Origin of the sequence: Pseudomonas sp. 58 R 3, from assembly GCF_900006605.1 — a bacterium.
Lineage (GTDB): Bacteria > Pseudomonadota > Gammaproteobacteria > Pseudomonadales > Pseudomonadaceae > Aquipseudomonas > Aquipseudomonas salomonii.
This window is the reverse complement of the sequence record NZ_CVTT01000027.1, coordinates 20,329-41,772: the sequence shown is the minus strand read 5'-3', so window position 1 is coordinate 41,772 and position 21,444 is coordinate 20,329. Positions and strand designations below refer to the sequence as shown.

Sequence of the window (21,444 nt, the reverse complement as noted above, 5' to 3'; positions counted from 1 at the left end):
TTCGCGAGCAAGCCCGCTCCCACAGGGGTTTTGCAGCGCCCTTTAGATCTTGCCGAGCATTTCCTTGGCTTCATCGCGCTGTTCTGCAGTGCCGCCGGTCAGCACCTCCTCCAGGATTTCCTTTGCACCATCCGTATCGCCCATGTCGATGTAGGCCTGAGCCAAGTCCAGCTTGGTGGCGACTTCGTCGGTACCGGAAAGGAAGTCGAATTCCGGCTCATCAGCACCCAACGCCGCATCTTCAGCGGTGAAGGAAGGCTCGATCGGCGGATGCTCCAGGCTCTGGGACAAGCGATCGAGTTCTGCGTTGACGTCATCGAGTTCCGAGGCGAAGGCATCCGGTTTGGCTGCGGCCGGGGCTTGTGGCTCATCGGCCAGAGACAGGTCGAAATCTTCCGGCAGGTCAAAATCGTCCAGCGCAGCAGGCGCCAGGGTCGGCGGCTCGACGGCCGGCACGTCCTTCATTTGATCTTCCAGGCCTGACAGGAAGTCGTCATCGGCCTGCGAAGACGGCGCCTCGAGCTGCAGATCAAGGTCGAAGTCCGACAGCTCATCCGGGCTGGTCTTGGCTTCGGTCTGCTGTTGCAGCACCGACTCAAAGCTCGGCGCGTCTTTCGGGCTGACCACCGCGGGTGACGCGGCTTCCAGGTCATCCAGGCTAAGGTCGAAGTCTGTGTCAAACGCTTCAGGCTCCGGGGCCGGCGCGGCGGGCTTGTCTTCGAGCAAGTCCTTGACGTACTGAGCATCCAGGGCCGCCGCTGCCACCGCAGCACTGACGCCCGCCGCCAAAACAGCCATGGCCGGGAAGCGGTTTTTCAGCTGCTCGACCTGGGCATGGTTTTCACCATTGGCCACCAGTTGACGCTCCTGGGTGACGAAACCGTCCTTGTCGCCTTGCAGGCCATAGACTTCCATCAACTTCAGGCGCAGGTCGCTGCGCTTGGGTTCGCGTTTGATCGCCTGCTCCAGCACATCGGCGGCCTGGTTCAGGTGGCCACGGTCGATATGGGATTGCGCTTGCGCCAGTGCATCACTGGAGTTTACCGGGGCGACGGCAACGGCCAACGGCGCGAGTACGGAAGCGACCGATGGCACCACCACGGGCTCAGCAACAGCCGCCGGCGCGGGAGTGGCGGCCAATTTAACGTTCGGTGCTGCCACTTCAAGGCCTTCGAAGCTGTCCGCAGGCAGATCGTGATCCACATTTGGCGTAAATGCCGGCTCTTCGGCCAGCGCGCGCGCCATGCGCAGGTGCTTTTCCTCTTCGAGGCGCGCATTGCGATGGCGCGCCCACAGCAGCAGGAGCAACAACACCAGCAAGCCGGCCGCACCGCCGATCACACCGAGGACGATCGGGTTGGTCAGCAGCTCGTTGAACTTGCCTTCGCTGGTGGCTGGCGCGTCCTGCGCCTTGATTGGCTCGGGCGCGGGTGCTGCGGCAACGGGCGCCGCCTCAGCGGGTGCTGGCGCAGGCGCAGGTTCAGTTGCCAATTGAGCCGGCATCGCCGCTGTCGCCGGTGCCGCAGGCTCCCCGTTACCGCCCTGCAACCTGGCGAGTTGATCGTTTTTCAGTTGAATGAGTTTTTGCAGCTTGTCCAGTTGGCTTTGCAGGTCGGCCGCACGGCTTTTGAGCTCTTCATTGTCGCGCCGGGTGGTGTCCAACTGCTCCTGGGTCATCGCCAGTTTATCGCTCACCGCCCGACTATCACCGGCCTTGCCCTTCGCGCCTTTTTTGGCCGACTCCGCCGACACCAGGCTCAAGTTGTCTTTGGCCGTGGTGCTCGACGGCGCATTGCCGGCCTGGGTGCGCTTGGTCGCGTCCAGCTGTTGCTTGCCCGCTACCGGGTTACTGGCTGTGCGACGGCCTTCGCGCCAGGCAGCATTTTGCGCAGTCACTTCGGCAATCGCCTCCGGCTGCGGCAAGCTGGTGGCTTGCTGGCGATCCGGCAGGCGCAGGACCTGGCCGGTTTTCAGGCGGTTGATGTTGCCGTCGACAAAGGCGTCAGGATTAAGCGCCTGAATGGCCAGCATGGTTTGCTGCACCGACGCACCGTTGCGGTTCTTTTCGGCAATTTCCCACAAGGTGTCGTGAGAAGTCGTGGTGTGTTGAGCGGATTTGCTGGCGGCCTTCGCTGTGGTGGTGGGCGCCGTGTTGGCGGGCGCAGTGGTGGTCGGCGCGCTCAAACGCGGCGTGGGCGCGCTGGTGGCGGGCGCCGATTGCTCAAATTTGGCCGGGTCGAGCAGAACGCTGTAATCGCGCATGAGGCGGCCATTGGGCCACTTCACCTGCAGCAGGAAACGTACGTAGGAATCGGGCAGCGGTTTGCTGGAGGTGACGCGCACCACACTGCGGCCGCTGGGGTTGACCACCGGGGTAAACGTCAGGTCATTGAGGAACGCCTGGCGGTCCACGCCTGCATCGACAAACGCCTGGTCGGAGGCCAGGCTCGGGGTGATCTCGGCAGCCGTGAGGCCGCCCACGTCGAGCAATTCGATTTCCACCGACAACGGCTGGTTCAGCTGCGACTTGAGCGTCATCTCCCCAAGTTGCAGCGCCTGCGCCATACCGGAGGACAGCGCCGAGGCGGCCGCTATTGCTAACACCAGTTTGCGAACTTGAACCATAGCCTCATCCTTTGTCTGAACACTCCCCGGCCTGCGAGAAGGTTGGTAACCGCTGCCATAAGGCATGGCGAGCCGATAGGTTACCGACGCGCTTCTTTACCGCTTGGGACCAAGCATAGCGCCTGGCTAGAATCAATCTACAAATTGCCGCCAAGTATCTTTTACACAAGGCCTTTTATCAACAACTGCGCCAACTGTACGGCGTTGAGTGCCGCGCCCTTGCGTACGTTATCTGACGTCAGCCACAGATTTAGTTCCGCCGGGTCATCCACACCCGCACGCACACGGCCGACGTAGACCACATCCTGGCCGACCGCATCGCCCACCGCCGTGGGGTAGTCGCCCTCTTCAACCAGCTCAATGCCCGGCGCCGCTTCCAATGCACGGTTCACCGCCGCCAGGTCGACCGGCGCGCCCAATTGCAGCGATACCGTCAGGCTATCGCCAAAAAATACCGGGGCTTGAACGCAGGTTGCAGAAATCTTCAGCAATGGAGTCTCCAGCACCGCGCGCAGTTCGTGTATGAGACGTTTCTCCAGAGCTGTATGACCTTTCGCATCTGGCGTACCGACTTGTGCCAAGAGGTTGAAGGCCATCTGCCGATCAAAGAACTGGGGTTCCAGCGGGCGCACGTTCAGCAGTTCGGCGGTCTGTCGCGCCAGCTCGCTGACGGCTTCACGGCCCTGGGCCGATACCGCCAGGTTGGCGGTGACGCTGACACGCTGGATCTCCAACAATTCACGCAACGGCGCCAGCACCACGGCCAGGTTGGTCGCCGATGGGCTTGGGCTGCTCAGTTGGAAGGGCTTTTTCAAACTGTCCAGGACATGGGCATTGGCTTCCGGCACCACATGAGGCGCCTGTTCAGCGGGCAAGGCGCCAGACAGGTCGATCACCGCGCAACCTGCAGCGGTGGCGCGCGGGGCGAAGCTCAAGGTAACGGCCGGGCCGGCCGCAAAGAAGGCGAGCTGCGCTTTTTTGAAATCGAATTCATCGACTTCCTTGACCCGCACGTTCTTGCCGCGAAACGGCACGGAGGCGCCGGCCGAATTGCTGCCCGCCAGCAGATAGAGGGTGCCCACCGGAAAATCCAGCTCTTCGAGAATCTGCACCAGGGTTTCACCGACGGTACCGGTGGCGCCGATCACGGCGATTTCAAAGGTCTGGGTCATGGGGGCTGCCTCGGGCATTGCGGGGGGAGCGGCACTTTACCGGCTGGTTCGGGGCGAGGCAATTAAGCTGGCCTTTGGTGTGTAGCTGGCTTGCCTGTGGCGGCGGCCTCAAGGGCAAAAAAAAAGCCCGCGCCTGTCACCAGAGCGCGGGTTTCTCTTACCGCTTTAAGCGATCAACGCTCGAGCAAGATCCGCAGCATGCGGCGCAACGGCTCGGCCGCGCCCCACAGCAGCTGGTCGCCAACGGTGAACGCGCCGAGGAACTGGCTGCCCATGTTCAGCTTGCGCAGACGGCCCACCGGTACATTCAGGGTGCCGGTGACCTTGGTCGGGCTCAGCTCCTGCATGCTGATGTCGCGGTTGTTCGGCACCAGCTTGACCCATGGGTTGTGCTGGCTGATCAGCCCTTCGATATCGGCGATCGGTACGTCTTTGTTCAGCTTGATGGTCAGCGCCTGGCTGTGGCAGCGCATGGCGCCGATGCGCACGCAGATGCCGTCCACCGGAATCGGGTTCTTGAAACGACCCAGAATCTTGTTGGTCTCGGCCTGGGCCTTCCACTCTTCGCGGCTCTGGCCGTTTGGCAGTTCCTTGTCGATCCACGGGATCAGGCTGCCGGCCAATGGCACACCGAAGTTTTCGGTCGGGTAAGCGTCGCTGCGCATGGCTTCGGCCACACGGCGGTCGATGTCGAGGATCGCGCTGGCAGGGTCGGCCAGTTGGTCAGCCACGGCAGCGTGGGTTGCGCCCATCTGCTTGATCAGCTCGCGCATGTTCTGCGCGCCGGCGCCGGACGCCGCCTGATACGTCATGGCGCTCATCCACTCAACCAGGCCGGCTTCGAACAAGCCGCCCAGGCCCATCAGCATCAGGCTGACGGTGCAGTTGCCGCCGACGTAGTTCCTGGTGCCGGCATCCAGCTGCTGGTCGATGACCTTGCGGTTCACCGGGTCGAGGATGATCACCGCGTCGTCCTGCATGCGCAGGCTCGAGGCGGCGTCGATCCAGTAACCCTGCCAGCCGGCTTCACGCAGCTTGGGGAAAACTTCGCTGGTGTAGTCGCCACCCTGGCAGGTCAGAATCACGTCGAGGGTTTTCAGCTCTTCAATGCTGTAGGCGTCCTTGAGCGGGGCGATATCCTTGCCCACGGACGGCCCTTGGCCACCTACGTTCGAAGTGGTGAAAAACACCGGCTCAATAAGATCGAAATCCTGCTCTTCCAGCATCCGCTGCATGAGCACGGAACCGACCATACCGCGCCAACCGATCAGACCTACACGTTTCATCGCAACTACACCTTGTTAAAAAGTGGGCCGCCTTGCAGCAACAACTGCAAGCGGGCCGGAGAGATTACAGATTCCGCAGCGCGGCGACTACTGCGTCGCCCATTTCTTGCGTGCCGATTTTGCTGCAACCCTGTGACCAAATGTCACCGGTGCGCAAACCTTGATCCAGCACCAGGCTGACGGCCTTCTCGATGGCATCCGCCGCTTCGCTCAGGTTGAAGCTGTAACGCAGCATCATCGAGACCGACAAAATCGTCGCCAGCGGGTTGGCAATGCCTTGCCCGGCGATGTCCGGCGCCGAGCCGTGGCACGGCTCGTACATGCCTTTATTGTTGGTGTCCAGGGACGCCGACGGCAGCATGCCGATGGAGCCGGTGAGCATCGAGGCCTGGTCGGACAGGATGTCGCCGAACAGGTTGTCGGTAACGATCACGTCAAACTGCTTGGGCGCACGCACCAGTTGCATGGCAGCGTTGTCGACGTACATGTGGCTCAGCTCGACGTCCGGGTAGTCCTTGGCGACTTCCTCAACGATTTCGCGCCACAGTTGGCTGGAGGCCAGTACGTTGGCTTTATCCACCGAGCAAACCTTTTTGCCGCGCACCCGGGCCATGTCGAAACCGACACGGGCGATACGGCGGATTTCACTCTCGCTGTACGGCAGGGTGTCGTAGGCCTGACGCTCGCCATTTTCCAACTCGCGCACGCCCCGTGGCGAGCCGAAATAGATACCGCCGGTCAGTTCACGCACGATCAGGATGTCCAGGCCCGCCACCACTTCCGGCTTGAGGCTCGACGCGTCGGCCAGTTGCGGGTAGAGGATGGCCGGGCGCAGGTTGCCGAACAGGCCCAGTTGCGCGCGGATTTTCAGCAGGCCGCGCTCCGGGCGGATATCACGTTCGATCTTGTCCCATTTCGGGCCACCCACGGCGCCGAGCAGCACAGCATCGGCCGCACGGGCGCGCTCCAGGGTTTCATCGGCCAGCGGCACGCCGTGCTTGTCGATGGCTGCGCCGCCGATCACATCGTGGCTCAGCTCAAAGCCCAGGTTGTACTTGCTGTTGGCCAGTTCCAGAACCTTGACCGCTTCGGCCATGATTTCCGGACCAATACCGTCGCCAGGGAGAATCAGAATCTGCTTGCTCATGCGTTCCTCATTTCATCAAGCGACCCGCCCGTGGGCAGGTCGGGAAAAATCAATCAGCGTTCAGCGAACACCACCAGCACGTCGGTGCTGAAGGTGCCGTCGGCTTGAATCTCGTAGTAATCGCGCACTTCCTGGCCCATTGCCTGTTGCAGCGCAAGGATCGCGGCGCGCAACACCTCTGGTGTGCGCATGCGCTCGACCCACGAGGTGTATTCCAGGCGCAGGCGCTGACGGCTGCTGGTGCGCACATGCAAGCCGGCTTCGCTGAGCTGTTGCATCCATTCGGCGGCGCAGTAATCGCGCACGTGGCTGGTGTCGCGCAGCACTTCGACGGTTTGCAGGTAAGTGTCCAACAGCGGGCTGCCCGGTGACAAGACATCCACAAAGGCGGCCACGCCACCCGGCTTGAGCACCCGGCGCACTTCGCGCAGGGCCAGGCCCAGGTCGCTCCAGTGGTGGGCCGAGTAGCGGCTGAACACGAAATCGAACTCGCCGTCGGCGAATGGCAGGCGCTCGGCGGCGCCGTGTACGGTGCGGATGTTGGCCAGGTTGCGGTCCAGCGCTGCACCCGCTACTACGTCGAGCATTTGTTGGGACAGGTCGTAGGCCACCACTTCTTTGACCAGCGGCGCTACATGGAAGCTCACATGACCGGCACCGCAGCCTAAATCCAGCAGTCGTGCAGCGCCCTGCCCGGCCAGTTCGGCCTGGAGCAGCGCGAATTCGGTGCCTTGGGCGTGCACGGCACTGCTCAGGTAGGCCGAGGCTTGCTCGCCGAATTGTTTTTGCACGATTTGGGTGTGGGCGGTGGTGGTCATGGTGGCTTTCCTTGGGTTTTGGGGTGGTTGTACGGGCGCTATCGCAGGCAAGCCAGCTCCCACAGTTGGAATGCATTCCAAGATGGGAGTCGGGCTTGCCCGCGATGGGGCCGGCACGGTTACCGCCAATCAGGCGTCGCGAAACAACCAGGGCTGGCTCGCCCGGTGCTTGGCTTCAAACGCGGCAATCGCATCACCGTCCTGCAAGGTCAGGCCGATGTCGTCCAGGCCATTGATCAGGCAGTGCTTGCGGAACGCATCCACCTCAAAGTGATACACCTTGCCGTCCGGACGGGTCACGGTTTGCGCCGCCAGGTCAACGGTCAACTGGTAGCCCACATCGGCTTCCACCTGCTTGAACAACTCATCCACTTCGGCATCGCTCAAGATGATCGGCAGCAAGCCGTTCTTGAAGCTGTTGTTGAAGAAGATGTCGGCGTAGCTCGGCGCGATGATGCTGCGAAAGCCATATTCTTCCAGGGCCCACGGCGCGTGCTCACGGCTGGAGCCGCAGCCGAAGTTTTCCCGCGCCAGCAATACACTGGCGCCCTGATAGCGCTCGGCGTTGAGCACGAAATCCTTGTTCAACGGGCGCTTGGAGTTGTCCTGGTAGGCGTAGCCCACGTCCAGGTAGCGCCACTCGTCGAACAGGTTTGGGCCGAAACCGGTGCGCTTGATCGACTTCAAGAACTGCTTGGGGATGATCTGGTCGGTGTCGACGTTGGCGCGATCCAAAGGGGCGACAAGGCCGGTGTGTTGGGTAAAAGCTCTCATCGGGTATTCCTCAGATCAATTCGCGAACGTCGATGAAACGACCGTTGACGGCAGCCGCAGCGGCCATGGCCGGGCTGACCAGGTGGGTACGGCCACCAGCGCCCTGACGCCCTTCGAAGTTACGGTTGGATGTGGACGCGCAATGCTCGCCCGACTCCAAACGATCCGGGTTCATCGCCAGGCACATCGAGCAGCCCGGCTCACGCCATTCAAAACCGGCTTCGAGGAAGATCTTGTCCAGGCCTTCGGCTTCAGCTTGAGCCTTCACCAGGCCTGAACCCGGCACCACGATGGCTTGCTTGATGGTCGAAGCCACTTTACGGCCCTTGGCGATCACCGCCGCAGCGCGCAGGTCTTCGATCCGCGAGTTGGTGCAGGAGCCGATAAACACGCGGTCCAGCTGGATGTCGGTGATCGCCTGGTTGGCCTTCAAGCCCATGTACTTCAGGGCGCGTTCGATGGAGCCACGCTTGACCAAGTCGGTTTCTTTAGCCGGGTCGGGCACGTTCTGGTCCACCGCCAGGACCATTTCCGGCGAGGTGCCCCAGCTGACTTGCGGCTTGATCTGGGCCGCGTCGAGCTCGACCACGGTGTCGAACACCGCGTCGGCGTCGGAGACCAGGTCTTTCCAGGCCTCGACCGCAGCGTCCCAATCGGCGCCCGCCGGAGCAAATGGGCGACCTTTGACGTATTCAACGGTTTTTTCGTCCGCCGCCACCATGCCCACGCGGGCACCGGCTTCGATGGACATGTTGCAGATGGTCATGCGGCCTTCGATGGACAGGTCGCGAATCGCGCTGCCGGCAAACTCGATGGCGTGGCCGTTACCGCCGGCAGTGCCGATCTTGCCGATCACGGCCAGCACGATGTCTTTGGCGGTCACGCCGAAGGGCAAGGTGCCTTCGACTTTCACCAACATATTCTTCATCTTTTTGGCGACCAGGCACTGGGTGGCGAACACATGTTCGACCTCCGAGGTGCCGATGCCATGGGCCAAAGCGCCGAATGCACCGTGGGTAGAGGTGTGGGAGTCGCCGCAGACCACGGTCATGCCCGGCAAGGTGGCGCCCTGCTCCGGGCCGATCACGTGGACGATGCCTTGACGCACGTCATTCATCTTGAATTCGGTGATGCCATATTCGTCGCAGTAGTCGTCGAGGGTCTGCACCTGAAGGCGCGACACGGTGTCGACAATGGCGTCGATCCCGCCTTTGCGTTCCGGGGTGGTCGGCACGTTGTGGTCCGGGGTGGCGATGATCGAGTCGACGCGCCAAGGCTTGCGCCCGGCCAGTCGCAGGCCTTCGAACGCTTGGGGCGAGGTCACTTCATGGATGATGTGACGGTCGATATAGATCAGCGACGAGCCATCGTCGCGCCGTTTCACTTCATGGGAATCCCAAAGCTTGTCGTAAAGCGTTTTGCCGGCCATCAGTCGGTCCTCATCACAGGTGCATCTATACGCCGGGCTTTTCAATAACCCTTTGGCTTGTGAGGCTGATGGTATGGCGCTACATTAAATAACTCAAATTCATATTTTTTATGCTTTGGATTACCAACTGGAATACCACCATGGACCTGGCCAACCTCAACGCCTTTATCGCCATCGCCGAGACCGGCAGCTTCTCCGGCGCCGGTGAACGCCTGCACCTGACCCAGCCGGCGATCAGCAAACGCATCGCCGGGCTGGAGCAGCAACTAAAGGTGCGCCTGTTCGATCGCCTGGGCCGTGAAGTCGGCCTGACCGAGGCCGGACGCGCCCTGCTGCCGCGCGCTTATCAGATTCTGAATGTGCTGGACGATACGCGCCGCGCGCTGACCAACCTGACCGGCGAAGTCAGCGGACGGCTGACATTGGCCACCAGCCATCACATAGGCCTGCACCGCCTGCCGCCGATTCTGCGCACCTTTACCCGGCAATATCCCAATGTGGCACTGGATATTCAGTTCCTTGATTCGGAAGTGGCCTACGAAGAAATCCTCCACGGCCGCGCCGAAGTGGCGGTCATCACCCTGGCGCCTGAACCGCACAACCTGGTACGCGCCACGCCGGTGTGGGACGACCCGCTGGATTTTGTGGTGGCGCCGGAACACAGCTTGACCGGCAACGGCACGGTCAGCCTGGCCGACATTGCCAAACACCCGGCGGTTTTTCCCGGCGGCAACACCTTCACCCACCATATCGTCAGCCGGCTGTTCGAAGCGCAAGGCCTTACGCCCAACATTGCGATGAGCACCAATTATCTGGAAACCATCAAGATGATGGTCTCCATCGGCCTGGCCTGGAGCGTGTTGCCGCGCACCATGCTCGATGATCAGGTGGCAAGCATCGCTTTGCCGGGCATACAGCTCAGTCGCCAGCTAGGCTATATCGTGCACACCGAAAGGACGCTGTCGAACGCTGCGCGGGCTTTCATGAGCCTATTGGATGCACAGGTCGATCTGCCAGGGACACCGGCATGAAGCTGTGCGGCCCATAAAGCCTGAATAGAACCGCGCCGAACGCCCATTGAGCCAAGGCCCTTTGATAATGCGCAACCCCCTCGATTCCGTGCCGCCCCTGCCGCGCATTTACGCCTTGGACCCTCAAGAGGCGGAACAAAGCTGGGAAAGCGCCCCGCAATTGCTGGCGGCCCTCAATGCTGCCCGCCTTGGCGCGTGGTGCTGGGAAATCGACACCGGCAGGATCAGTTGGTCACGCGGCACCCAGGCGCTGTTCGGCTACGACCCTCGGCAACCACTGCCCAAAGACCTGGACTACCTGGACCTGCTGGCGCCCCAGGACCGCGCCCGAGTGGTGCGCGCGTTTCATGCGGTGCTGGCCGGCGAGCCGTTCGAGCAGGCCATGCACCACCATATCCAATGGCCGGATGGCAGCCATCACTGGCTGGAAATCAACGGCAGCCTGGCGCCGGACAAAGCCGGCCGGCGCCGCATGATCGGGGTGATCCGCGAAACCACCCGCCAGCGCGAGCGCGAACACGCCCTCATGCAATCGGAAAAACGCTTCGCTACGCTGTTTCACCTGTGCCCCAACATGGTGCTGCTCACCCGCCAGTCCGACGGCCGCATCAGCGAGGCCAACCAGTATTTCGAGATCCACTTTGGCTGGCCCGTGGCCGAGGCCATCGGCCGCACCACCCTGGAACTGGGGCTGTGGCGCCACCCCGAGGAGCGCGCGCTGCTGGTCAAGGCCACTCAGCGCAAGGGCGAACCGATCACCATGGACGTGCAGTTCTGCGCCAGCAACGGGCAAATTCACGATGGCACCCTGAGTGCACAAAAGGTCGAGCTTGAAGGCGAGGCTTACCTGATCAGCACCTTCCTCGACACCACCGACCGCAAGAACGCCGAGCAGGCCCTCAAGGACAGCCAGGAGCGCCTCGACCTGGCCCTGGATTCGGCGCAACTGGGCACCTGGGACTGGCACATCCCCACCGGCATGCTCTACGGCTCGGCCCGGGCCGCGCAACTGCACGGCCTGCCGCCCGAACCTTTCCACGAGTCCTTCGATGCGTTTTTTGAAGGCATGTCCGATGCCGACCGCGAGGGCATGCGCAACGCCTACCGCAGCCTGCGCGAAGGCCCGGACGGTAACTACCAGTTGACCTACCGTGTGGAAATGGAAGATGGCAGCCCGCGCTACCTGGAAAGCCGCGCACGCCTGTATCGCGATGACGCCGGCAAGCCGCTGCGCATGGCCGGCACCTTGCTCGATATCACCGACCAGGTTGAACGCGAACAACGCCTGACCGCCTCCGAAGAAAAATTCGCCAGCCTGTTTCAGGCCAGCCCTGACCCGATCTGCGTAACCTGCCTGGACAGCGGCGTGTTTATCGAGATCAACCCGGCCTTTACCCAGACCTTCGGCTGGACCGCCGCCGACGTCATCGGCAACAGCGCCGAGCAGATCGGTCTGTGGGACGATTCGAGCCAGCGCCTGCAACGCATTGAGCAGGTGATTCGCGAACAGTCGTTGAGCAATGTGGCTCTGGTGGTACATCACCAGAACGGCCACAGCCTGACCTGCGTGATTTCCAGCCGGTTGATCAAGGTCGGCGATCAGCCGTGCATCGTCACCACACTGCGCGATATCACCCAGCAACAGCGCTCGGAGGCTGCGCTCAAAGCCAGTGAGGAGAAATTCGCCAAGGCTTTTCACTCCAGCCCCGATGCGATTTCCATCACCGAACGCGACACCGGCCGTTATGTTGAGGTCAACGACGGCTTTTGCCGCCTGACCGGCTACCGCGCCGAAGAGGCCATCGGCCTCACGCTCTACCAGATCGGCATCTGGGCCGATGAAAACCAGCGCGCGGCGTTGTTGGCCGAACTGCAGATCAAGGGCCGCATTCATCACCTGGAAATGCTCTGGCACAACAAGCGCGGCGACGTGTTGGCGGTGGAGGTCTCGGTGGAACCCATCACCCTCAATGAAACCCCGTGCCTGCTGTTGACTGCACGGGATGTGAGCCTGCTGAAAAACGCCCAGGCGCAGATTCGTCACCTGGCCTATCACGACCCACTGACCAACCTGCCCAACCGCGCGCTGCTGATGGACCGTCTGAGCCAGCAGATCGCCTTGCTCAAACGCCACAACCTGCGTGGCGCGTTGCTGTTCCTCGACCTTGACCACTTCAAACACATTAACGACTCCCTCGGTCACCCGGTGGGCGACACCGTGCTGAAAATAGTCACGGCGCGACTGGAAGCCAGCGTGCGCCTGGAAGACACCGTGGCGCGCCTGGGCGGTGATGAGTTCGTGGTGTTGCTCAGTGGACTGGAGGGCACACGTGCAGAGGTCGGCAGCCAGGTGCACCTATTGGCCGACACGCTGCGCGAACTGCTGTCGGAGCCGATGTTCCTCGATGGCCACCGCCTGCAAGTCACGCCGAGCATTGGGGTGGCGCTGATTCCCGATCATGGTTCCACGCCCGCCGACCTGCTCAAGCGCGCCGACATTGCGCTGTATCGCGCCAAAGACTCGGGGCGCAACACCACGCAAATGTTCCACAACAGCATGCAGAAAACCGCCAGCGAGCGCCTGCGCATGGAGACCGACCTGCGCCTGGCGCTGTCACGCGGTGAATTCAGCGTGCACTACCAGCCTCAAGTGGATGCACGCGGCAATAAAATTGTCGGCGCCGAGGCGCTGGTGCGCTGGGAGCACCCACAATTGGGCGCGCAGTCACCCACCGAATTTATCAAGGTCCTGGAAGACAGCGGCCTGATCCTGGAGGTCGGCACCTGGATCCTCGATGAAGCTTGCGGCGCCTTTGCGCAGCTGATTGCCGAGGGCCTGGTAGACCCGCTTAATTTCAGCCTGTGCGTGAATATCAGCCCCCGTCAGTTTCGCCAGAACGACTTTGTGGAGCGGGTAGAACACAGCCTCAACCAGCATCATCTGCCCTGCAGCCTGTTAAAGCTGGAGATCACCGAAGGCATCGTCATCCAGAACCTGGATGACACCGTGGCGAAGATGCGCCGCCTGAAAAAGCTCGGCGTGAGCTTTGCCATGGATGACTTCGGCACCGGCTATTCGTCGTTGACCTACCTCAAGCGCTTGCCGGTGGATGCGCTGAAGATCGACCAGTCCTTTGTGCGCGATGCCACCCATGACCCCAACGATGCGGAAATCATCCGCGCCATTGTGGCCATGGCCCGCAGCCTCAACCTGGAGGTGATCGCCGAGGGCGTGGAAACCCAGGAACAACTGGCGTTCCTGCAAAAGCTGGGGTGTCATTTATTCCAGGGGTATTTGCACAGTCGGCCGCTGCCGATCGAGGCGTTCAGGCTGTTACTGGTTCAACCGCCTTCAGGCGGTTTACACCAGCTTTAACGCATGAGCGCCTTGCTCCCAACCCGAACCGGCCAATTTCATTTTTGACCCATAAAAATCGATCACCCCATTAAAAACGCCTACGGAGTGGCCATGATTGGCAAGGGTGCCCGGAACGCCACTGGCCAATTCCTCGGCAGTGCTGCCACGGGTGAAGGCGTACAAGCCCAGACGCCGCAGTGCTTCGCCGGGGGTTTCCTTATCATTGAGCGTCCCCATAGCGGCCGCAAAACTGGCTTGGGCCCGAAACTCGTGATTTTCCATTTGTGCCCGCTTGGCACTCACGGCAAACAAGAAAATCGCGTCGTGTAAAAGGCCCCTATCTTCACCGAAGAAGTGCGAACCTTTTTGCGCCTGTTTCAACTCATCGTAGGTCAGTTGCACGGTGCATGAATCACGCATGGTCACGGTGTAACCTTCAGGTGTCTCAATGACGTGCTTGTAAATGCCCTGGGGATTTTGACCGTACTTCATCATCGCGGCCTTGATCGCCGAGACCGTGACGCAATTGAGTTCGGAACCCTGGTAAAACCCACTCCAGATATTGTCGGGCTTATCGCCCACCGGGCGATTGGAGAGGTTGGAAAGGGTGCTGTTCCGTTCTGCCGAGGCGGTGTGCGGCGCCTGCATGGCAAGCATATAGCCGTAATCTTTAACAACAGGCTGTTGCTTGCCGAGTTGGTGCTTGATGCCATCCAGTACGAGCTCACCGGCAAAACTGTCCAAAACCGCAACGGTGCCTTTTTTCTGCATCTTTTCAGGCTCGACAATGCGCAAGAAACCGATCATCCCCATGCCTTTCAATATTCGGTAGACCGTGTCATTAAGCATGACCCCGGATAGCGCGGCCTCAAAGTGCCCAGGGGTATCAGCGCCCGTACTGATCAGCTGCACACGTTTCACATAGGCCGCCAACATGAAGTTGGCGTCCATCACCGCACCGCTGTCACTTCCGGAAAACCGCGAGACCCCGGCCGTGCGACGCAATTCTTCTTTGGAAAGATGTAAAGAAAAGCCGTCCTTCATCGTGATGTCATAGCCATCTGCGGCTGCCACGACCTTGTCGAACACATCCAAAGGACGCTGGCCAAACCTCATCATCATCATTTTGATCACGGACGCATGCCGACGGGTGTCGCCCTCACCGAACCGTCGTTCTGCGACGTCAAAACTTCTTACTGTATCGACCGGTGTCCGACCCACTGGCCAAGCATCGATGTCGGGAGTCGAATCGATCACTGGCTGCACGCCAGGGACGGATGGCCTCTGGGGCGGGATCCTGACATTCACAGCGGGCGCATGACTCTGCGCATCAACGGATGCCTTGTCGTTAACCAGTACGTAAACATAGGGACGATCAACAGCTCGCTTGCGCCCATATTCATGGCTGACACCCTCATACACCAAGCCTGCGCCAAATGTATGGGTTTCCACGACTCCGACGCCGCCGCTGCTTACCAACTGCGCCGAGGGTACCTGGCGTAAATAGCCGGCCATACCCAAGCCTTTAAGTAGATTGTAGGTCGTCTCACCACGCAAAGAGTTCGACAACACACGCTCAAACCCCTGGCTGTTACCCGCCTGCGCCCCCAAAAGCTGTTTACGTTTAACAAAAACAGCCAATGCAAAGTTCGCATCACTGATCACGGCCATGTCATTGCCAACAAACTTTGAGTGGGCAGCTGTTTGCCGTAACTCGAGCTCAGAGACTTGCACTGTATTGCCATCTCTAAGCGTGACCTCATACCCCTGCCCCGCACGCTTGACCTGCACAAACAAGTCCGCAGGGCGGTGGCCAAAGGTGACCATCATCATTTTGATGACCGCCGCGTGAGCACTGGCATCATAATTCTCACCAAAGCGTCTTGGAGGGGCATTGAATGCGTTGACAACATCCCGCAATTTTACGTCTGCGGAGTTTGCTATCGGCCCTGTAAAAGGCAGGACAGGTACGCGTGTTGTAAGAGTAGAGAGATTGCGTTTGGCGATGTCCACACAGATGACTCCCGCAGCCTGTCAATCAATACACTTTAAAAAGAGCATTGAGTAATCAGTTGATATAAATTGAAAGTTGCCGCCAACGCTGATCTTTTATTGCCCGATCATTTGGCGCCGAGCGGTGGCCAGGCGTTGACAGCAAGGAGTGCGCTTGAGTGCCACAGCCTCTCCTCGCCGAGGCGCAGCCCCCGGCCGCCCCCAGAGTTCTTCATGGCCATTGATGACCGCGACCGAGTGCCCCCCTCGATTACTCACGCCCAAGCGACCTTCTGCAAGTTCACGCACGCTGACGTTTTTCATATAGTGGCTCAACCCTAACCGCAGAAAACCCTCGCCAGGTTTTTCCTCGTCCTCACCATCATTCAAACTCTCCACACCCGCTTCAAAGCTCTCACCCGCGGTTGAGTCATTGTTTTCCTCGTGTGCACGCTTGGCACTGACGGCAAACAAAAAGTGCGCATCCTTGAGCATGCCCTTATCGGCGCCGATGAACTGCGAAGCACGCGAGGCGACTGCCAACTCCCGGTCGGTTAATGTGAGCGTGTAATTGTCGCGCATCGTTACTCGGTAACCGCCGTCCAGCCGCCTGACTTCGCGGTATATGTCTGTCGGGCTTTGACCGAACTTGTGCATGGCCGCCTTGATAGTCGCTACCGTGGCACAGTTACCGCCCGGCCCCTGACGGAAGCCACTCCAAATATTCAAAGGCTTTGCGCCATTACGCTTATTGGACAGGCCCGGGATATACCCTCTGCGCGACCCTGCAGGCTCGCAAGCCGCCACGGGTGCCGAGACAGCTGGCGCGGCCCGCCTCACCTGCGGGGCGTTCACCCGGGGTTGCGGGGGCACATCGGCAGAGGCCTTGGCCCTTTGCCGGGAGGGAACACTGGCCAACCGCGCCAAGAATGCGGCAACCCTGCGCTCCAGGCTGTCAGCCCTTTGGTGCCCAGGCCTGGCACTGAGCAACAGCACCGGGCTCGGCTGCGAACCGGCATGCCTTGGCGCGTTAAAGGGCGCCCGCTCTTGGGGCGCGTCTTGCAAATCCATGCCTGGCAGCTGACGCACACCTGGGTAACCGATGTTATCAATTCGGTAATACATCATGACTTGCTCCACGTTTTCTAACGTTTCCCCGAACCTTGGGGCCGGGGAAACGTGACGTTATCGGCGAAGTTAAAACACCCTGGCGGGTGTCAATTCCTCAGCCGGGAGCGGCTGGAGAAACCTTGGTTCCAACGATCACTCTCATTTTCAGCAGGACCTGGACTGGTCACGCCACGCTTGGTCCGGGGGTTTACCTGCGAGGTCGTCTCGCGCGAGCCGGAGGTGTCAGACTCGGCGACTTCATCACCGCTGCGGCGCGGACCGGTAAGGTGATCGGAATCATGCTCACCGTCCTTGCCATCAGTCTTGGTCGACTCGAGATGACCGTCCTTAGCCTCAGTAACGAGCCTGGCGTCCTCGCCGTCAGTCTTGGCCACCTCGACAGGACTGTCCTTAGCCTCAGTAACGAGCTTGGCGTCCTCGCCGTCAGTCTTGGCCACCTCGACAGGACTGTCCTTAGCCTCAGTAACGAGCTTGGCGTCCTCGCCGTCAGTCTTGGCCACCTCGACAGGACTGTCCTTAGCCTCAGTAACGAGCTTGGCGTCCTTGCCGTCAGTCTTGACCGTCTCGAGATGACTGTCCTTAGCCTCAGTAACGAGCTTGGCGTCTTTGCCGTCAGTCTTGACCGTCTCGAGATGACTGTCCTTAGCCTCCGTAACGAGCTTGGCGTCCTCGCCGTCAGTCTTGGCCGTCTCGACAGGACTGTCCTTAGCCTCAGTAACGAGCTTGGCGTCCTTGCCCTCAGTGATGACTGACTTTACGTGCCCTTCCACACTATCAGTCAGTACGGGCTTTTCAGGCGGTAAAGGCGCATTAGTCCTGGACGTCACAACAGCGATGGCACGCGATTCCTTGCCGGCTTCATCAATGGTCTCAGGGCAATGGCAGTGGTTGACATTAACCTCCACTTTGATCTGTGGGTTTGCTTCAGTTGTCACATTAAAAACGCCGGGTTCACGTGCCTGCGGTAAAACACGGATCCCGGGGGCACGCGTTTCTGCTTGATGCGAATCCTCACTCGACTTCTCTTTCAGTTGATTCGCAACATCCGATATAACCTTGGACAACACACCGACTGGCAGCCTCTCTTTGGTTTGAACGCCTGCAACGTGTATGTCCTTGTGCTGCGAACTTTCATCCAGCGTGCTCTTCGTTTGAGTGTCTACAGCCGGGGTGTTCTTAAGCGGCTGGCCTGTTTGCAATGTCGCTTTGGATTGGATGCCTGCAACGGCTGCGTCCTTTTGCGGCGAACTTTCTTCCAGCGTGCTATTCACTTGAGTTCCTACAGCCGTAGTGTCCTTAAGCGGCTGGCCTGTTTGCAATGTCGCTTTGGATTGGGCGCCTGCCACAGCTGCGTCCTTTTGCTGCGAGCCTTCTTCCAGCTTGCTTTTCGATTGAGCCTCGGAGGAAAAGGCGTCCTTCACCTGCGATTTAGTGTGCGCAGGCGCGCCGATCGGAACGCCTGCATCCGGTTTGGCGAGGACCGAGCTAGCGGCGGGAGACCTTTGATTAGCGATTTCAGCCTTGCCCGAAAACATCTCCCGCATGGCACTGATAAGTTGATCAAACATATCAAACAGTTTCGTGAGCACGCCGGCATTATTCAACCCGTCACGCTGCAGCGTTGCGGAAAACTCAGTGTTGGGGGCGGATGGCGTGTGCCCAAAACCAGCCCCGGACATGCTAAGCGTCGTGCCGACACCGGGACCTTTTGACGGTTTCGGGTCAAGGGGCAACGCATCATTTTTGATAAAGGGCGAGTTATTGATCGAAAAAGGCATTAACAATTTCCTAATTAAGCGCGGCCCTGGCAATTAAATACCCAGAACAGCGATCGTTGTTTTAAGTGCTGCAAGCAACCGAGTCGCTTCACAGTCCCCACGTTTGTGGAGCGCGTGATTATTGAGTTCCAGAAATCGCGCTTCATATAAGGAAACCAAATCAACCTTTAAGACTTTTCCCCGTTGTTATTCCCGAAAAGTCCAGACGTCGCACGACCCTACCGGCGAGAGCACGGACACACGCACTTATAAACTGCCAAGACTGCAATTAAGCGACATAATTAACCGGCCAGCGAAACGACAACCTATGATATTCCGCACTCAGTGAAACACCTTTCGCAACACCCATTGCGCGATATTAAAAATGCAACTAACTGTTCAGAAAAAGCCCGTAGTCACTTCTGAACGCTGATCGACGTCTTCTGTTACTTCCCAACGACAAAAAGTCTCAGCCAGCAAAAAAACGTCACTTCTCAAGCCTGGCAAGCCTCCCCGGTAATACCTTTAAATGCAAAAATGCTCCGTATCTTTCAATACGGAGCATTTTTGCAACAAAGACTGCTGTGATCACTGCACTACGCAGGGTCGGGATGCTTCATACCCAATAAGCGACTGACCTGCTCCAGCCCGGTTTCACGGCGCAGCGCGGTAAACAGCTCGACCGCTTCAGGATAGTTGCGCGTCAGCATCGCCAGCCATTGCTTCAAACGGCCCGGCGCCTGCTTTTCGGTGAGTTGCGCCATCGATTGGCGCCAGAACTCGTGGAGCATCGGCTGCATGTGCGCCCAGGTCATTTCCACCACCTCTTCACCGGCTTTCGCCGCCACAATCTGCCGCGCCAGGTCCGGACGGGCCACCAGGCCACGGCCGAGCATGATGTCTTCGGCGCCGCTGACTTCGCGACAGCGCTTCCAGTCTTCGACGCTCCAGATATCGCCATTGGCAAACACCGGCACCTTGACCACGTCCTGCACCCGCGGGATCCACTCCCAGTGGGCCGGCGGTTTGTAGCCATCGGTCTTGGTGCGCGCATGCACCACGATGTGCGCAGCACCGCCTTCGGCCAGGGCCGTGGCGCACACCAGCGCGCCGTCGGGGCTGTCGAAGCCCAGGCGCATCTTCGCAGTGACCGGGATATGCGCCGGCACGGCGCGGCGCACGTGCTCGACGATCTGGTTGAGCAGCTCAGGCTCCTTGAGCAAAACCGCACCACCACGGGATTTGTTGACCGTCTTGGCCGGGCAGCCGAAGTTCAGATCGATGACCTGCGAACCCAGCTCACACGCCAACGCAGCGTTTTCCGCCAGGCACACCGGGTCCGAACCCAGCAACTGCACACGCAATGGCACGCCCGCTGCGGTGTGGGCACCGTGCAGCAGCTCGGGGGCAAGCTTGTGGAAATAGGCCGGTGTGAGCAGGCGGTCGTTGACGCGAATGAACTCGGTCACGCACCAGTCAATACCGCCCACGCGGGTCAACACGTCCCGCAGGATGTTGTCGACCAACCCCTCCATGGGCGCCAAAGCAATTTGCATGGGAAACACTCAACAAAAATCGTGGCGCAGTTTACTGGGTTTCCCGCAGTAACCGTTAACCCCCTGTCAGGGCCGGGCCATAGCCGTCAAGAAACTCGGCGGGCATGCGCTTGGGTTTGCCGCTGGACAGCTCGATGCACACAAAAGTGGTTTGCGCACGCAGCAGGGTCACGCCATCACCGGGGCGCACCAGCTGGAAACGCCGGGTCATCTTCAGGCGCTGGTCCCAGTCGACGATCCAGGTGGCCAATTGCAGCTCGTCACCTTCGTAGCCGGCCGCCAGGTAGTCGATCTCATGGCGCACCACGGCCATGGCGCGGTCCAGCCGCCGATACTCAGTGAGGTCCAGCCCCAGGCGCTGGGAGTGGCGCCACGCACAACGCTCCAGCCAGGACACGTACACCGCATTATTGGCGTGCCCAAGACCGTCGATATCTTCAGCGGCGACCTGCAGGTCGATGATAAACGGCGCTGCCAGATCCCAGCCCATGCCTTGCTCCAGTCGATGAATGTCGCCGGGCAGTGTATCAGGCGGTTTGCCGCTCCTGTGAACGACGGCCGGCCAGCAGCGTCAACACGGCCTCGATCACCCGGGGGTCGGCCAGCACGCGCTGGTGGCCGCCCTGCTCCAGGCGCAGCAGGCGGCTGTCGAACCATGCCTCATGGATGGCTTGCGAGGCTTTGACCGGAACAAAGGTGTCGTCTTCAGCGTGCACGATCAACCCCGGCAGGTTCATCTGGTAGTGGGCCACATCCAGGTGCTTGAGCGGCATGCCGAAAGTCTGTTCGACCTCCTGGATAAACGCCGAGCGCGCACGCGGCGGCAAGCCCATCATGCGGGTAAAACCACGCAGCACATCCAGGAAACGCGAGGGCGCGGCAATGCTTACCAGTGCTTCCGTGCGCAACCCCAATTGCACCGCCAGCATCGCACTGGCGCCGCCCATGGAATGCCCGACCACCGCATGCAGCGGCGGCAATTCAGCGGCAGCATCGAGCAGGGCGCGGGCAAACAGCAACACATGCGCTTCACGCCCCGGCGAGCGACCATGGGCCGGGCCGTCCAGGGCAATCACTGAATAACCGTCAGCCACCAGGGCGGTGATCAGGCTGGCAAACTGCGTAGGGCGCCCTTCCCAGCCGTGCATCAGCAATACCGCAGGCCCTTGACCCCAGCGCAACGCCGACAAGCCGAAACGCAAGGTGATGCGCTCCGATTGCGCCAGCAGCGGCAGCTCCCAATCTCGCGGCGGCAGGTTGCGCGGCGTCATGAAGGTGCGGCGCAACTTGCTGGCCACCGTGTGCGGCGCGAGGCGGCCGACGGTGCCATGGAAACCTCGAATCCAGGTGAATGCGCCCATCACACGA

15 protein-coding genes are annotated in these 21,444 nt (G+C 60.4%); 2 read left to right on the top strand and 13 right to left on the bottom strand.

Translation table 11 applies throughout. From position 1 onward, the window contains the following. Nucleotides 1-42: 42 nt before the first annotated feature. The 7 genes from BFP92_RS03390 to leuC form a co-directional block, all read right to left on the bottom strand. Nucleotides 43-2,625: a FimV/HubP family polar landmark protein gene (locus BFP92_RS03390; RefSeq protein WP_065911776.1), complete on the bottom strand. Its 2,583-nt coding sequence runs from the start codon at nucleotides 2,623-2,625 to the stop codon at nucleotides 43-45. Nucleotides 2,626-2,786: 161 nt separating this feature from the next. Continuing rightward, nucleotides 2,787-3,797 carry an aspartate-semialdehyde dehydrogenase gene (locus tag BFP92_RS03385; RefSeq protein ID WP_065911774.1) on the bottom strand — a complete coding sequence of 337 codons (1,011 nt, stop codon included), beginning with the start codon at nucleotides 3,795-3,797 and terminating at the stop codon, nucleotides 2,787-2,789. Nucleotides 3,798-3,970: 173 nt separating this feature from the next. After that, nucleotides 3,971-5,083 carry an aspartate-semialdehyde dehydrogenase gene (asd, locus tag BFP92_RS03380; protein ID WP_065884094.1) on the bottom strand — a complete coding sequence of 371 codons (1,113 nt, stop codon included), beginning with the start codon at nucleotides 5,081-5,083 and terminating at the stop codon, nucleotides 3,971-3,973. A 64-nt stretch (nucleotides 5,084-5,147) separates the two neighbouring features. Then, the gene (leuB, locus tag BFP92_RS03375) at nucleotides 5,148-6,230 is read right to left on the bottom strand and encodes a 3-isopropylmalate dehydrogenase (protein ID WP_065911769.1); all 1,083 of its coding nucleotides are present in this window, start codon (nucleotides 6,228-6,230) and stop codon (nucleotides 5,148-5,150) included. A 53-nt stretch (nucleotides 6,231-6,283) separates the two neighbouring features. Beyond that, entirely contained in the window at nucleotides 6,284-7,048 is a 765-nt protein-coding gene (locus BFP92_RS03370; RefSeq protein ID WP_065911767.1) for a class I SAM-dependent methyltransferase, read from the bottom strand. 129 nt (nucleotides 7,049-7,177) lie between these two features. Beyond that, nucleotides 7,178-7,822, bottom strand: coding sequence for a 3-isopropylmalate dehydratase small subunit (gene leuD, locus BFP92_RS03365; RefSeq protein ID WP_003234333.1), 645 nt, complete (start codon nucleotides 7,820-7,822; stop codon nucleotides 7,178-7,180). A 10-nt stretch (nucleotides 7,823-7,832) separates the two neighbouring features. After that, on the bottom strand, nucleotides 7,833-9,251 hold the full coding sequence (leuC, locus tag BFP92_RS03360) for a 3-isopropylmalate dehydratase large subunit (RefSeq protein WP_065911766.1): 1,419 nt from the start codon (nucleotides 9,249-9,251) through the stop codon (nucleotides 7,833-7,835). Between the two features lie 140 nt (nucleotides 9,252-9,391). On the opposite strand from leuC, the gene BFP92_RS03355 reads away from it, so the two are divergent. Beyond that, a complete protein-coding gene (locus BFP92_RS03355; protein ID WP_058419748.1) occupies nucleotides 9,392-10,282 on the top strand; it encodes a LysR family transcriptional regulator in 891 nt (296 codons plus the stop codon). Nucleotides 10,283-10,349: 67 nt separating this feature from the next. Further along, nucleotides 10,350-13,658: an EAL domain-containing protein gene (locus BFP92_RS03350; RefSeq protein ID WP_065911764.1), complete on the top strand. Its 3,309-nt coding sequence runs from the start codon at nucleotides 10,350-10,352 to the stop codon at nucleotides 13,656-13,658. Here the strand turns inward: BFP92_RS03350 and BFP92_RS03345 are convergent. The 6 genes from BFP92_RS03345 to BFP92_RS03320 form a co-directional block, all read right to left on the bottom strand. Then, on the bottom strand, nucleotides 13,644-15,653 hold the full coding sequence (locus BFP92_RS03345) for a hypothetical protein (RefSeq protein WP_065911763.1): 2,010 nt from the start codon (nucleotides 15,651-15,653) through the stop codon (nucleotides 13,644-13,646). The two genes, BFP92_RS03350 and BFP92_RS03345, sit on opposite strands and share 15 nt — an antisense overlap. 96 nt (nucleotides 15,654-15,749) lie before the next feature. Further along, nucleotides 15,750-16,289 (bottom strand): hypothetical protein, encoded by a 540-nt coding sequence (locus tag BFP92_RS03340; RefSeq protein WP_341865595.1) that lies wholly within the window; start codon nucleotides 16,287-16,289, stop codon nucleotides 15,750-15,752. A gap of 560 nt (nucleotides 16,290-16,849) precedes the next feature. Beyond that, nucleotides 16,850-18,541: a hypothetical protein gene (locus tag BFP92_RS03335; RefSeq protein ID WP_065911761.1), complete on the bottom strand. Its 1,692-nt coding sequence runs from the start codon at nucleotides 18,539-18,541 to the stop codon at nucleotides 16,850-16,852. A gap of 575 nt (nucleotides 18,542-19,116) precedes the next feature. Beyond that, nucleotides 19,117-20,076: a tRNA dihydrouridine synthase gene (locus BFP92_RS03330; RefSeq protein WP_065911760.1), complete on the bottom strand. Its 960-nt coding sequence runs from the start codon at nucleotides 20,074-20,076 to the stop codon at nucleotides 19,117-19,119. 55 nt (nucleotides 20,077-20,131) lie between these two features. Further along, the gene (locus BFP92_RS03325) at nucleotides 20,132-20,566 is read right to left on the bottom strand and encodes an acyl-CoA thioesterase (RefSeq protein ID WP_065911758.1); all 435 of its coding nucleotides are present in this window, start codon (nucleotides 20,564-20,566) and stop codon (nucleotides 20,132-20,134) included. A gap of 37 nt (nucleotides 20,567-20,603) precedes the next feature. Next, complete coding sequence (locus BFP92_RS03320) at nucleotides 20,604-21,437, bottom strand: alpha/beta fold hydrolase (protein WP_065911756.1); 834 nt, start codon at nucleotides 21,435-21,437, stop codon at nucleotides 20,604-20,606. Nucleotides 21,438-21,444 lie beyond the last annotated feature (7 nt).